Below are 13,176 nucleotides of genomic sequence, written 5' to 3' on the forward strand. Positions count from 1 at the left end.
CCTGTGTTTTTTTTTGCGTTCATTGATCGCGTAAACATCAGCTTCGCCGCGATGGATATGCGGCGCGATCTGTCGATTCCGGCCACCACATACGGTCTTGGCGCTGGAATATTTTTCCTGGGGTATTTCATTTTCGAAATACCCGGGAACTACATTCTGACGAAGGTCGGGGCCAGGACATGGCTTGCGGTGACGATGGTCACGTGGGGCATTATCTCGGCCGGGATGGCGTTCATCGGCAACGGGCGGGAGCTGCTGCTGCTGCGGTTCCTGCTGGGAATTGCGGAGGCCGGCTTCTATCCCGGCACGCTGTTTTTCCTGATGCAGAGCTTTCCGGAAAAGTGGCACGGCCGGGTCATCAGCTATCTGATCGTGGTGATTCCGGTTTCCAGTGCCGTTTCGTCCCTCCTGTCGGGCATGATCCTGCATTTATCCGGGATATGGGGTTTTCATGGATGGCAGTGGATCTTTCTTCTGGAAGGGCTGCCGTCCACGTTTCTGGGGATCCTGCTGTTCATCTGCCTCCCGAACTCCGTCGGCGAGGCAGGGTGGCTGAGCCATGAGGAAAGGGAATATCTCTGCAAGGTCCGGCAACGACGCGTGCAAGTCAAAGCCGATCGTACAGCCCATTCGTTCCTTGCGGTGGCCCGCGATCCCTATGTCTGGAAGCTGGCCAGTATTTTCTTCTGTCTATCTTTTGTGAATGGTACGATTCATTTCTGGCTTCCGCAAATGATCGGATCGGTCGGGTTCGATAAATACACGGTCATGCGTCTTCTGCCGATTCCGTATTTCATCGGGGCCGTGGCATTGATCATTTGCGCGGCACGGTTGGATCGATCGGGAAAGCGTCGCTGGAATATCCTGATTCCGATGGGGTTGGCATTCCTGTGTCTGATCCTGACGATTGTCTGTCAGCCGCTGATGATGAAGGGAATATTCATCACGATTGCCATCGCATCGCTGTTTACCGTTCTTGGTCTGATGTGGGTGGTTCCGGGGCAGATTCTGCAGGGGCCGGCCGCAGCGGGGGGGATCGCGTTAATCAACAGTATCGGGAATCTGGGAAATTTTTTCGGTCCGAGCATATTCTCGGGGCTGGTTCAGGAGACCGGGCATTACAGCGTCGGACTGGTGATGGACTCGGTCGTCATGTTTCTTTCATTTCTGATATTCTATGTGATCAGCGCAGAGAAATCGGGAGATGTCCCGTTATGATCCGAGAGCGGCGGCAGGGGTATCAGATGCTGTATGAAACCATTACGGTCACTGTATTGCCGGGGACACAGACGAAGGTTCTGGCGGATCTTCATCCCTTGCTTCTGTCGTTGAATGACGGTGGAACCTTCCTTGGCTGCTGGGTGAGCGAAATCGGGCCGCTGAACCAGATCATCATCCTGCGCGCCTTCGTGTTGATGGACGATCTGGCGGGGGCAAGGCAGGCTTTGCTTGAATCGGGTCTCTTTCCCGACAGGGCGATCGGCGTCCGCGACGTTTCGTACCAAAGTTGGCGCGGCCTGCCGTTTCTGCCCTGTGTCCAGCCCGGCGAATATGGAAAGGTTTACGAAATACGGACTTACCATGTCCGTCCGGGCCATCTGTCCGATGTCGCCGAGGGTTTCAGGAAGACGTTGCCCGGCCGGACGCCGCTCTCCCCTCTGCTGACGGCGATGTATAGTCTGGATGGGCCAGCGCGGTTTGCACATATCTGGCCTTACGGCAGCCTTGATGAGCGTGCACGCATCCGCCGGGAAGCGGTTGCGGCAGGTATCTGGCCGCCACGCGGCTCGGCAGGCTTTCTGACCGAGGACATGCGGTCGCAAGTAGTGGTTCCGGTTGCCTTTTCACCCTTGCGTTGACAGGCCACCGAAGGGCGGAGTGTGCGGGATTTTCCGGTGTCTCCGCTCGGGAAGAGAGGAAAGGAAAAGCGAATGTCCTTGTTGATCGAAGCCGAAGAACTGATGGTCAGGATCGGGCGCCCGGATCTTGTCATTCTGGATGCGACATCCGTATTGCCGGGACAATCGTTCGATCCGGATGAAAATTTTCGGGTGCGCCGGATCGTGGGGGCACGCCGGTTCGATATCGAATGCTTTTCCGATCCCGACACGACCCTGCCGCATATGGTGCCCAGTCAGGGGCGTTTCGGCAGGCTGTTCGGGGATCTGGGCATCGAGGCGTCATCCGAGGTGGTCTTCTACGACCAGACGGGTGTCGCGTCGGCATGCCGGGGCTGGTGGCTGGCCGACCTGTTCGGTCATGCCAATGTCCGTGTGCTGAATGGTGGTCTGCCCGCGTGGAGCCGGGTCAACGGTGCTGTGGAAAGCGGCCCGGCGGCCGCGCCCGTGTCGAAGACCTATCATGCCAGCCCGCGCTATAGCCGTCTCAAGGGGCTGGGGGACGTGCTGTCTCTGTCGGGTACGCCCGATGCCGTTATTCTCGACGCGCGATCGAAAGCACGTTTTGCGGGAACGGCGAAGGAGCCACGTCCCGGCGTCAGGAGCGGCCATATTCCGGGGTCGCGGAATGTTCCCTTTGGTGAACTTCTCGACGCCGAAAACCGTTTTCTGCCCGCGTCGGATATCAGATTCCGGCTGGAGCAGGAAGGTGTGGACGGGGGGCAGCCGGTCATCACGACATGCGGATCCGGCCTGACAGCCTGTGTTCTGGCGGCCGCACTCGTGGTGGCGGGCTTTCCGCGCGGGGCGGTTTATGATGGCTCGTGGGCAGAATGGGGTTCATTGCCGGATACGCCGATCGCGACGCTTTGAGCCGGACAAGGAAAGCCGGTGCACATGGTGCTGTCATCCGAGGACGTCGATGACGCGGGCGACGTAGACGAATCCCGTTCGTTACCACGCAGTTGCAATCCGAGGCCCGGCACCTGAGGCTGCCGGCGAGGCGGGAGACGGCGATCGGATCAAGATCAGCGCAAATCAACAGACACCCGGCTTAGAATCTGCCGGCGAAGCTGAGGTACACGGCATTTCCGCTGTGCCGCTTCCGAACGGCGAACTCAGGGAGCCAGTGAAGCGAACTGTTGATCGCGATGCCGCCGAGCTTGAACCTATAGCGACCCACGGGACCGACTGCAAATGAGCGCCCCTGGAAACCGCCCAGACGAATCGCGAGAACGCCGGTATCGTCGGTTATCTGATACAATATGGAACCAGCCAACCCGAGACCCGGGCCCGCAGTCCCGATCGTTTTGGTTGCTGCCGTATCGAGGTGAAGCAGAGCGCCGCTCCGATAGTTGGTCTTATCGCTTGTCGTTTTGATATCGATGCCGACATTTGCGGAAATATCGAGACCGATCTTCCGCTGTATCCAACTGTAGGCCACTGTTGGCGTGAAGGTCCAGTAGTTCGTGCCTATATTCGCGAGCGAGCCGCGATTATAGGGGCCCGTGGGCGCGAATATGTCCGCTCTGCCCTGAAGAAAATGCCCCCTGCTATGCCAGCCAAGAATCACCGGCGTAACGATCATGTCTCCCAGCCCGCCGCTGGTGTCTGATCTCGATAGCCGGCCGATACTGCCTCTCGCATCCAGGTATTGCCCAGGCAAGGTGATCCCGGCGCCGAACGCGACGGGGCCGAGATGAAGGTTGGAGACATAGATTGCACTCAGTGCAAAACTGCTGAAAGCCGCGTCAAGACCGGTGACCACGTTCCCGGCTACGGGAATGTCCTGAGACTTACGTGTTCCTGCATCGTAATAAAGATTCACGTCCGACCAGTACAATCCCGGTTGCGGAGGTAGAATACCCGCCCCGGGTGTCGCGTAGGCGCCCACAATGTAATGACCGGCGCCACCCTCCGTCGCCATCGCAGAGGGTAGCGCCACACTTGATGTCGCTCCCACGAGCATGGTGCTGCACCATGCGTATGTCCGAATCCCCATGCTCTCCCTCCCTATATCCTGTCGCAGCCTGGATCACCTCGGCCGCGCGGGTCAGATAAACCGCCAGAACACGCATAGGGACCTCACCAGCGAGGCGTAGTTACCTAAGTCAGCTTGATGGATATTAAGCTGGGAAATATTAGAACGATGGCAAGACGAACAATATTGTCGTCGTAAAGTGCCCGGTTTGGGTAAACAACGGTCTCCTCATGCTGAATGCCTGGCTTGACCGGTAATGGGCCAAGTAACACAAGGTGGGAAATGCCTGCCAAAAGGAAGCATGATGATATTGCTTCCGTCACGCTACCAGTCGAATGCCAAGATCTTCCTGTCTTCGCCTGCCCATTTGGATCGACGGCCGCAGTTGGATCAATCCGGTATTTGTCCTTCACGACATTGGTTTTGTTGTCGGTCGAGAATTTGAATGTCGGAATAACGCTCCAAACGATACGGCGGTTGCCGGCGGAGGCGCCGACAAGTGGGGCTGCCGGGATTGAACAGAGCCGCTGTCCGCAATCGCAGACTCGGGGACCATTCCGGGGAATGGGGATACCCGCGTCAGATTGACGCGGGGGGTTCGATTTCGGTTGGGACAGATATTCATATCTCCGCTCCGGCCTGGTTGCGTGTGCTAACAAGGCATGTACCGAACGATATCGGCTCCAAAAAAGAAATCGGGTAAATCATGGATGACGGCACACCGTGTGGTTCAGTTGGAGCCGTCTGTCTGCCAGCCGTCGTGGGCAGGAAATACCTGATTCCAGTATTTTCTCATGGACACCACGACCCAACCGGCCAGCCCCGCCATATCCAGCGCTTTGGCGAGCCGCCCGATGTCGCTGTTGCGGTCGTACGCAACTTCTCGTGTCGCATCATCGTGATGCACAATCAGACCAAGACGGGGACCCGATCCGCTGGTCGTGTATTGCAGCATCCGCAAGTTGCCGTCCGAGTTGCCAAATGCAACGATTGGCCGCCGCCCGACGAATTTGCCGATGGCTTCCGGTTTTCCGGTTCCGTCATCTACAAAATCGACCGCGGGCAGACGAAACAATTCGCCCGTTCCGCCCGCGGACACCTGGTAACGTGTTTTGATTGTAGAGCCGATGATCTGCAACAATACAGGCGCGCCGTCGTGTTTGCGGCGGAGCAGGACGGTGCCCGCTCACTCGCCGGGCGTTTCAATTTTTGTCCAGTCGAGGTCGGGATTGAACGTGACAATGCGCGCGACGCGCGACGACGTATCCGGGCCAAGATCTTGCTGGAATACGACGCCTTCCTTGCCGACGATGAAGGTCATGATCCCCGACGCGCCATAGATCGCGGGCCACGCGATCAAGGCAAATCCGTCAACCATCTTCCCCTCGCGAATGTAAGATTTGGCGCCATCGGGGGCGCCGGCGCCGCTCGCAGTCAGAATACGATACCGATATCCCTCATACGGCACTGGATTATTCGGGTCGATCTGGCTGGAGTAGCCCTCGGACACCGCAGTTACGAAGAGCGGAGTGAGGGGGCTTTCGGGTATGCCGGGGGTCGAAGGCCAATAAAGACCATCGTAATTTCCGGGGGTGCTTGCCAGCCGCATGGCGTAAACCCCGGTGCCCGTTGCCTGCCTGAACATATCAAAATAGGCGTGTTGGGCGTCGACATAGGCAAGGCATATACGAATGGCTGCTATTTCGTTCCTGCCGATACGACGATTGATGATCTCCTGCGCGCCGGTACGCGAATCAAATCGCCATCTTCCCGAGGTGCGAACGATGGGAATGGGCATCGGCCAGTCACTTGGACCCACCTGAACGACCATCCGATCCGGCGCGATTGGCGTAATCTTATGACCGGCGTCGTAAGCCTGCAGGAAGTTCATGGCTTGCGCGCGGTCTTTGACCGCGTCGCCAGAGCGAACAAGCGCCTCGCTGCCGGGACCGAGCACTTTGCCGATCGCTCCTGCATCGTGCGTCTGCAAGGCGTCGACAAGCGCCGTTACGGCGTCTTGAGGGGAAGCGAAGCTCGGTTGAGCCGAACGCGCCATGGCGGGGCCGCCATACAGAATGGCAAGCGCTACCAGCGTCGTCGTCCCCAAGCGACGTCCGCCTCTTTTTTTATCGGCGACCATGAAAACCTCCCCTGCCACCACCACCACCACGCCCTTGAAACCCGCCTCCACCGCCCCGACGCTGAAAATTGGCCGATTGCCGACTTTGCGCGCCGCGTTGGCTGAAAGCGCCAGTCCGGCCACCGTCACCAACGCCACCAAACGCGCCAGAACGCTGAAAGCCGCCACTTTGCGGTTGAAAGCGCTGCCCGCCCCTTCCTTGCCCAAGTGCAGCGCTGTTGGGGCGTCCCTGAAAACTGGGCTGCGGACGACTGCCGGGGTTAAGGTTTGGCCGGTTGGCCGGGGTGGAGCTCCTGGGATGTTGCGGCGTGGGCCTGTTAACGAGGTTACCGGCCACCGGGACACTCCGCCGGCCGATTGAGTTGGTTGGCAGCCCTGTGCTGCGAACCGGCCGGCCCACGGGTCCACCGGCGGGTCTTTGCAAGTTGGTCGGCCGTTGACCGCCGGTCCGGTTCCAACTGGGGCTCCACGTGCCGGAGGTCACATGCTGCCGGTTCGTATTGATGTTATTGTAGCGACTGGCGTTCACATTGACGTTGCCATGGTTCCAGTTCGGACTCGACCACCCCCAAAGCGAAGAGCTGATGGCTACCCCTGTTCCGAAGGCAAGGCCGCCGAGAAGGGCGGTGCCTGCCACGTAAGCCGGCGCGGGAGAGGCTTCGACCGGAGGATATGTCGGGTAGGGCCACGGGCCGTAGACGGTCGATGGGCTGTAGGTTGGAACATAGACCACGTCGGGTTGGGCCGGTTCGACGATGATCGTCTCTTGAGACCCGCCCTCCGATGGGGCTTGCGTCCGCACGGTCTGCTGCGGGGTCGATTGCAGATGTTTTTGCGCCTGCGCCTGACGGCGAAGTCTCTGTACGCTGTCCAGGACGTCTTTTTGCTGATTTGCAAACGCATATCCCAATTGCTGGGTCCAACCGAGATTGCCGTTCATCTGTGAAAGCGCCTGCGGGAAGGGAATGAGAGACTTCACACTCGGATCCCAGTCGAGCGCATCGAGTGCCTTGGTCAACGCGGCCCCCTTGAGCGACTTATGCGCCGGATCGGACGCCCAACGCTCGGCTTCGACGATTTCCACCGGAAATGTCGACGCTATCAACATCTGAGTGAGCAGCGTGTCCGGGTACAGGGCGATGGGCGCAAGCAGCGCGTCGATCTGTTCCATGTCGAACTGTTCCGCCCCGGACTGCTGCTGCACCGGGGCAGGGCCGGCCTGGGCTTCTGCACAATTTAGCCATGCAGCGTTCAGAGCCAGCGCTGTCGTCAGTATGGGGAGCCATTGACGTTGCATGATCGCGCTTCCTTTATGCAGCGTTTCACGAAGTCGGGTTGAGTGGCGGAAGTGCGTTGATTGTCTTCCTGTGATGACGTTGGCGTCGGAGCAGTTGCGCCGCTTGACCCAGGCGACGAGCATCGCCACGGTTCCGGCCCCGGGATGGTCCGAACAAATGCCTTTCCAGAATGGCGGTTTGCGCGTTCAGTTGCGGAGAGGACGATTCACCCACCCGGCAAGCGATCCAACGTTGCAGCGCCCGAAAGGTGGCTTTCGGCTCGGCGGTTCGACACGCGCGCTCCAGGTTCCGAAAGGCGATCCGCTCGGCACCGCCCCATGCCGCGCGGCGTGCCGATATGTGGGGAGCAACAAAATCCAGCGCCGCGAGCGCAAGCCCCGGTACGTCGGTTGCGCGCCGCGTGACCACTCTCTTCAGCGCATCACCGACGTGGAATGTGCCAGAAGGGAAGGGCGCCCAACTCTCGGTCAGCGTCACGTCGGGGGAGGCCACAATCGGTTCCGCCGGATCGAACCCGGGTGGCACGATAGCCTCAAGAGAGAGACCCGGCCCCATCGTCGTTGCCTGGCTTTCGAACCGCAATACCTGCGCGCCCTCCACGCGAGGCGATGCGACCCGCGGAGGATAGGCCATTTCGTCCGGAAAAAGGACGTCAGCAAAGATATGCACAGTTTGGCCGACCATAACGGTCCCCACAGGCTCGCGCGTGGCGCGCAGCAGCATCGTTTGAGCACAGGCATACTGTACGCACATGAGGCAAACGATCAGGATACCCAACGCCTGTATCATGGAGCCGTTCCCTGCTGCTCAAGCTGGCAGGCGAATCGGGCGCGCAGGAAATCTGCCGGCCTGGTTTGCACACGGCGTAGCCACAGGGCGCGGATCGCGTCATCCGCCATGGCTGGAACCGCGGCGTCATCAGGTGCGGGATGGTCGTCACGATCCCGATCCCGGCGATATCTCTCATCGGGCACGACCCGTTCCTGCCCTGTCTGCTCGCCCTGGAGGTGAGAGAGGCGAGAGCCAGAGCGCGATTGGCAACGGCGTCTGTCCATCCCGGCCGCATCGCCAGCGCCTGGTCATACTGCCGGACCGCATCCGTATATTTTCCAAGCATCACCAGCGCATTTCCTCGATCGTAAGACGACACCGAGGTCTTCGACAGAGCGAAGCTTTGTTCTGCCTCGACAAAGCGACCTGCCTTCATCAGGGCGACACCACGCCAGACCGGATCGGCGAAGACGTCGGCAGCGCGGTCGAACCTGCCATGTCGAAGCAGGAGTGCGCCTCTCTGGTCCGCCGTTGCCCAGAGCGCGCGCCAACCATCGTGCCAACTGAATCCCGCAAGGGCCATGGAGATCGGGAGGCCCTGATTGGGAAAGCGGGCCGTGGGAACCACTTCGTCCGCCAGCACGAATATCGCGCCCCCCTTGCCCACTTTCCGACAGCATTTGTCGTGCGTCGGCGATAGCGGCAGGAAGCGCGTCGCCCGCTTGCGACGGTGGTGACCGGCGGCCTGGTTTCCCCCATCCTTCTTACATTGCTCGCGCTGCCTTCGAGCGGGGACTCGCGTTTTGTCCGCATGGACCAACGGTCATCGCGGTGCTGTGGAACCGCCGTGGGCAATATCGTCGATGTGCGTTCCGCATTGGGATAATATGACTGCATGAATAATCCTGCCGGTACCCTGTTTGCCCTGCTGTCCGCTGTTCTGTTCGGTGCCAGTACCCCACTCGCCAAGCTTCTTCTGGGTGCGGTCGACCCGTGGATGATGGCCGGGTTGCTCTATCTGGGGGCGGGCATCGGCCTGGCGGGCGTGCACTTCAGCCGGTCGATGGTCCGGTTGCCGGCGGTTGAAGCGCCCCTCCGACGGTCGGACGTGCCGTGGCTTGCACTGGTAATTCTTTCCGGTGGCATCGGCGGCCCGCTCCTGCTGATGCTTGGTCTCGCCAGAACCGATGCGGCCAGCGCCTCCCTGCTTCTGAACCTGGAGGGGTTGGCGACCATGGCGATCGCGTGGATCGGCTTTCGGGAAAATGTCGACCGGCGGCTTATGCTGGGTGCGTTTGCGATCCTGGCCGGCGCGGCGCTTCTCTCCTGGAAGGGCCAGGCGTCGCTCGATCAGGGTACTCTGTTCATCGCCGGCGCTTGTCTATGCTGGGGTATCGACAACAACCTGACGCGCAAATTGTCGTCGGCGGATCCAGTGCAGATCGCCATGCTGAAGGGACTGGTGGCCGGCACGGTGAACCTGTCTCTGGCACTTGCGGCGGGGGCCGCCTTTCCCTCCGCCACGTCATTGCTCGCCATCGGGCTGGTCGGTTTCCTGGGGTATGGTGTCAGTCTCGTGCTGTTCGTACTGGGCCTGCGCGATCTGGGAGCCGCGCGAACCGGAGCATATTTCTCGCTGGCCCCGTTCGTCGGCGCGGTACTGGCCGTTTTCATGCTGGGGGATCACTTTTCGGCCAGGCTCCTGATCGCGGGTGGCCTGATGGGCTGGGGATTGTGGCTGCACGTGTCTGAACGGCATGAGCACGAGCATGTCCACGACGCGCTGGAACATGAGCATCGCCACCGGCATGACGCGCACCATCAGCATGAACATGGGCCGGATGACCCACCGGGCGAGCCGCACACGCACCGGCATCAGCATCGGCCGTTGGTTCACAAGCACGCGCATTTTCCCGACTTGCACCATCGCCATGGCCATTCAGGGACGCACTGAGCGTCGCGGCCTGCCGCGCTGGCCAAGGCCGCCTTCCTGTCTGCGTCAAATACCCCATGTTCATTTCGCCCCCGCATGAGCAAGGTGAGGTGATCCGCGGGTCTGGCCTGGGCGTGGCGGAACATGTGTGACGATCTTGCAACTGGGGCATTGAATGAGAACACGTCTTGCACTCATGGCCGCCGCGGCACTGGTGCTGCCCGCTCTGGCGGCCAGCCCCGTCATTGCGGCGCCACCGGCCGACTCGTCCGCCTTTCCGAAAGCGCCGCCCACCAAGCCCGGCGAGATTCCCAAATATATCGACGCCTATACGCCGGGGATGATGAAGCTCGATCCGCTCGAGATTCCCGCCGACGTCATGACGCGCCTCAAGGACCTGCCGGCGGACAGGATCGACTTCCTCAAGAGTGGAAAGACCTCGTCCGTCATTCCCTCCAGCCAGCTCTTCCGGCAGATCCGCGAGACCTCGTCGCCCCGCGAACTGGCGGATTATGTCGATACCGTCATGACGGTCTACGGCCAGATGCAGTTCCACAAGGGGGTCGATCCGGAGACCATTCCGTTCGATACGACATCGCCGCGTTTCAATGACTGGCGCTTGCGGCGGCCGGCGGAACTGGACCCGCATCGCGAGCCGGGGCCGATCCAGACCTCGCGGTACATGCACGGCTACAACACCGGCCTGCCGACCTTTGCCGGTTCGCCGATCGCGCTGACGCCCGAGGACCTGAAGGCCGGCAAGGTGGATGTCGCCATCATGGGCGCGCCGCTGGACATGGGGTCGGGATGGCGTGACGCACAGCACGGCCCGAACGCGATCCGCGTCATGCGCGACGGCACGGGCGGTACGGAAGTGTCCAGCATGATCGCGCCGAGCGAGGTGCTGAACATCGTCGATTACGGCAATGCGGCGGTCGACCAGAACAGCACCGAACGCAGCGTGCAGGAAGTGCGCCGGATGGTGGGCGAGATTGCCAAGGCGGGGTCGATCCCCGTCGTCATCGGCGGGGATCACAGCCTGGAATATCCGGATGTCGCGGCCATGGCGGATGTCTACGGCAAGGGTCAGGTCGGCGTCATCCATTTCGATTCCCACCTCGATACGGGGCGGGGACGCATCCATCTGCTCGATCATGGCCAGCCGATCTACCGCGCCATGAAGGAAGGGCATATCCGCCCCGAGGACTATATCCAGGTCGGCATCAGGGCGCATTACTCGAAGGATTATTACGAGTGGGAGCGCCTGATCGGCATGCGCTATCACACGATGGCCGAGGTCGAGAAGCATGGCTGGGACGCCGTGATGGAGCGTGCGATCCAGGAGGCCAAGAAGAACACGAAATATCTGTGGATCTCGTTTGACGTCGATGTGCTGGATCCGGCTTTCGAGCCGGGCACGGGCACCCCGGTCGCCGGCGGCCTGACCATGCGCGAGGCCATTCCGATCATGCGCCGGCTCTGTTCCGAGGCGAATGTCGTGGGCTTCGACATTGTCGAACTCGCCCCGGCGCTCGATCCGACCTATCGCAGCGCGCTCAACGCCAACACGATCCTCTTCAGCTGCCTGACGGGTATCGCGATGCACAAGAAGGGCATCACCCAGGCCAACTATTTCAGCCCGCTCTCCTCGGAGCATGGGCAGGACAAGTACTACGCCACGAAGGGCAAGGGAGCGAACCAGTGAGCAATCGCATGTCCTTTCGGGCCGAGCGCCGCGCCGCACTGGCGGCGCTTGCTTTCGCCACCCTGGCGCCCGCCCTGGTTCCGGCCGCTCATGCAGCGCCCGTGGCGAACGCCTCGATCGACGCGCTGACGCCCGAGCAGAAGGCGTTCGTCGCGGATTCCGCCACGTTGGAGCGCTTCGGCCTGACGCGGGAGAAGGTGGCCGAAATCCTCGCCGCCAAGGACCCGCAGGCGGCGCGCGCGACGGTGGCCGCCATGATGGCCACGATCGCGGCGGACAGGTTCCAGCCCTCGCACGGCCCAGCGGAGCCGGGGCGTTCGGCGCTGGACCCGGATGGCGACATGGCGGCGGTGCAGCTCAACCCGGCTGCCGGCGGCTTCAACAGCATGGCGGTCGTGCGTCCCCCGGCGCTGGACGCCCATCATCGCGCGCCCGGCCCGTTCAGCGTCCGGCGCTACATGTATGAATCCCAGGGCATCCCGACCTTTGCCGGCGCGCCGCTTGCGCTGCGTAAGGATGACCTGGTGGCCGGCAAGGTGGATGTCGCGTTCGTCGGCGTGCCGCTGGGGTTCAGCAGCGGCTGGCGTGACGCGCACAATGCGCCGGGCGTCATGCGGGCCATGTACGGCCTGGGCGATTTCGACGTCTATGCCGGGGTCGATCCGGGGCTGGTGCTCAACCTCGCCGATTACGGCAATTTCGCCGTCGACAAGATGAGCGTGGAGCTGTCGGTCAACCATGTGCGCCAGATGGTGGGCGAGATGGTGGACGCGAAGGTCGTTCCCTTCGTTGTCGGCGGCGATCATTCCGTCATGATCCCGACCGTGACGGCCATGGCCGATCACTACGGGGCAGGGAATGTCGGGCTGGTGCAGATCGACGCGCATAACGATGTCGCGCGCGACCAGGCGCATTTCTACTCGGACGAGCAGGCGCTTTCGCGCCTGATCGAAAGCGGTACGGTCAAGGGCGGCAGCGTCGTGCAGATCGGCACGCGCGGTCCGGGCCTTAGCGCGGCGGATTTCGACTGGATGAAGTCGAAGGGCATCCGTTACCACACCATGGCGCAGGTCGAGACCAGCGGCTGGCAGAGCGTGGTCGATACGACCCTGCGCGAGATCGAGAGCGGCCCGCAGAACGTCTTCGTGTCGTTCGACATCAGCGCCCTCGACCCGGCCTACGCCTCGGGCGCGGGTCGGCCGGCGGCGAACGGCCTGACGATGCGCGAGGCGGTGCCGCTGGTGCGGCGCATCTGCGCGGAGACGAAGGTCGTCGGTTTCGCGATGCTGGACGTGGCCCCCTATCTCGACCTCAGCTACGCCACGGCGCTCAATGCCGACCAGATCATGAATGCCTGCCTCACCGGCATCGCGATGCGTAAGCTCGGGGTCAAGGGCGCGAACTATCACAGCGCCCTGACGGTGGAGTCCGCCGTCGCGCATTGATTGCG

The 13,176-nt window shown here is 61.5% G+C and carries 11 protein-coding genes and 1 pseudogene; 6 read left to right on the plus strand and 6 right to left on the minus strand.

Translation table 11 applies throughout. The features are described 5' to 3' along the window. Positions 1-3: 3 nt before the first annotated feature. From HLH21_RS04650 to HLH21_RS04660, 3 genes are read left to right on the plus strand one after another with little or no spacing between them, the layout of a single operon-like run. Complete coding sequence (locus tag HLH21_RS04650; protein ID WP_182941801.1) at positions 4-1,218, plus strand: MFS transporter; 1,215 nt, start codon at positions 4-6, stop codon at positions 1,216-1,218. Between the two features lie 26 nt (positions 1,219-1,244). Then, positions 1,245-1,859: an NIPSNAP family protein gene (locus HLH21_RS04655; protein WP_182941803.1), complete on the plus strand. Its 615-nt coding sequence runs from the start codon at positions 1,245-1,247 to the stop codon at positions 1,857-1,859. 21 nt (positions 1,860-1,880) lie between these two features. Beyond that, positions 1,881-2,771 (plus strand): sulfurtransferase, encoded by an 891-nt coding sequence (locus HLH21_RS04660; protein ID WP_306414185.1) that lies wholly within the window; start codon positions 1,881-1,883, stop codon positions 2,769-2,771. Positions 2,772-2,952: 181 nt separating this feature from the next. Here the strand turns inward: HLH21_RS04660 and HLH21_RS04665 are convergent, their stop codons facing one another. The 6 genes and pseudogenes from HLH21_RS04665 to HLH21_RS17265 form a co-directional block, all read right to left on the minus strand. Continuing rightward, positions 2,953-3,726 carry a SphA family protein gene (locus HLH21_RS04665; protein ID WP_182941805.1) on the minus strand — a complete coding sequence of 258 codons (774 nt, stop codon included), beginning with the start codon at positions 3,724-3,726 and terminating at the stop codon, positions 2,953-2,955. Positions 3,727-4,609: 883 nt separating this feature from the next. Further along, positions 4,610-5,020, minus strand: coding sequence for an HAD family hydrolase (locus tag HLH21_RS04670; RefSeq protein ID WP_182941807.1), 411 nt, complete (start codon positions 5,018-5,020; stop codon positions 4,610-4,612). Between the two features lie 45 nt (positions 5,021-5,065). Further along, on the minus strand, positions 5,066-6,019 hold the full coding sequence (locus HLH21_RS04675; RefSeq protein ID WP_182941809.1) for a DUF2950 domain-containing protein: 954 nt from the start codon (positions 6,017-6,019) through the stop codon (positions 5,066-5,068). Beyond that, on the minus strand, positions 6,006-7,439 hold the full coding sequence (locus tag HLH21_RS04680) for a DUF3300 domain-containing protein (protein ID WP_182941811.1): 1,434 nt from the start codon (positions 7,437-7,439) through the stop codon (positions 6,006-6,008). Before HLH21_RS04680 ends, HLH21_RS04675 begins: the two co-directional genes overlap by 14 nt. Beyond that, on the minus strand, positions 7,342-8,106 hold the full coding sequence (locus HLH21_RS04685) for a BatD family protein (RefSeq protein ID WP_182941813.1): 765 nt from the start codon (positions 8,104-8,106) through the stop codon (positions 7,342-7,344). Before HLH21_RS04685 ends, HLH21_RS04680 begins: the two co-directional genes overlap by 98 nt. A 235-nt stretch (positions 8,107-8,341) precedes the next feature. Next, positions 8,342-8,671: pseudogene (locus tag HLH21_RS17265) on the minus strand (tetratricopeptide repeat protein); the annotation flags it as partial. Between the two features lie 312 nt (positions 8,672-8,983). Here HLH21_RS17265 and HLH21_RS04690 point away from each other — a divergent pair. The 3 genes from HLH21_RS04690 to HLH21_RS04700 all read left to right on the plus strand — a co-directional run bounded on the left by HLH21_RS04690 (position 8,984) and on the right by HLH21_RS04700 (position 13,171). Continuing rightward, positions 8,984-10,042, plus strand: a complete 1,059-nt coding sequence (locus tag HLH21_RS04690) for a DMT family transporter (protein WP_182941815.1) — start codon at positions 8,984-8,986, stop codon at positions 10,040-10,042. A gap of 175 nt (positions 10,043-10,217) precedes the next feature. After that, positions 10,218-11,726, plus strand: a complete 1,509-nt coding sequence (locus HLH21_RS04695; protein ID WP_182941817.1) for an agmatinase family protein — start codon at positions 10,218-10,220, stop codon at positions 11,724-11,726. Then, positions 11,723-13,171 (plus strand): agmatinase family protein, encoded by a 1,449-nt coding sequence (locus HLH21_RS04700; protein WP_182941819.1) that lies wholly within the window; start codon positions 11,723-11,725, stop codon positions 13,169-13,171. Before HLH21_RS04695 ends, HLH21_RS04700 begins: the two co-directional genes overlap by 4 nt. Positions 13,172-13,176 lie beyond the last annotated feature (5 nt).

It is taken from the genome of Gluconacetobacter johannae, from assembly GCF_014174305.1.
GTDB classification, from domain to species: Bacteria; Pseudomonadota; Alphaproteobacteria; order Acetobacterales; family Acetobacteraceae; genus Gluconacetobacter; species Gluconacetobacter johannae.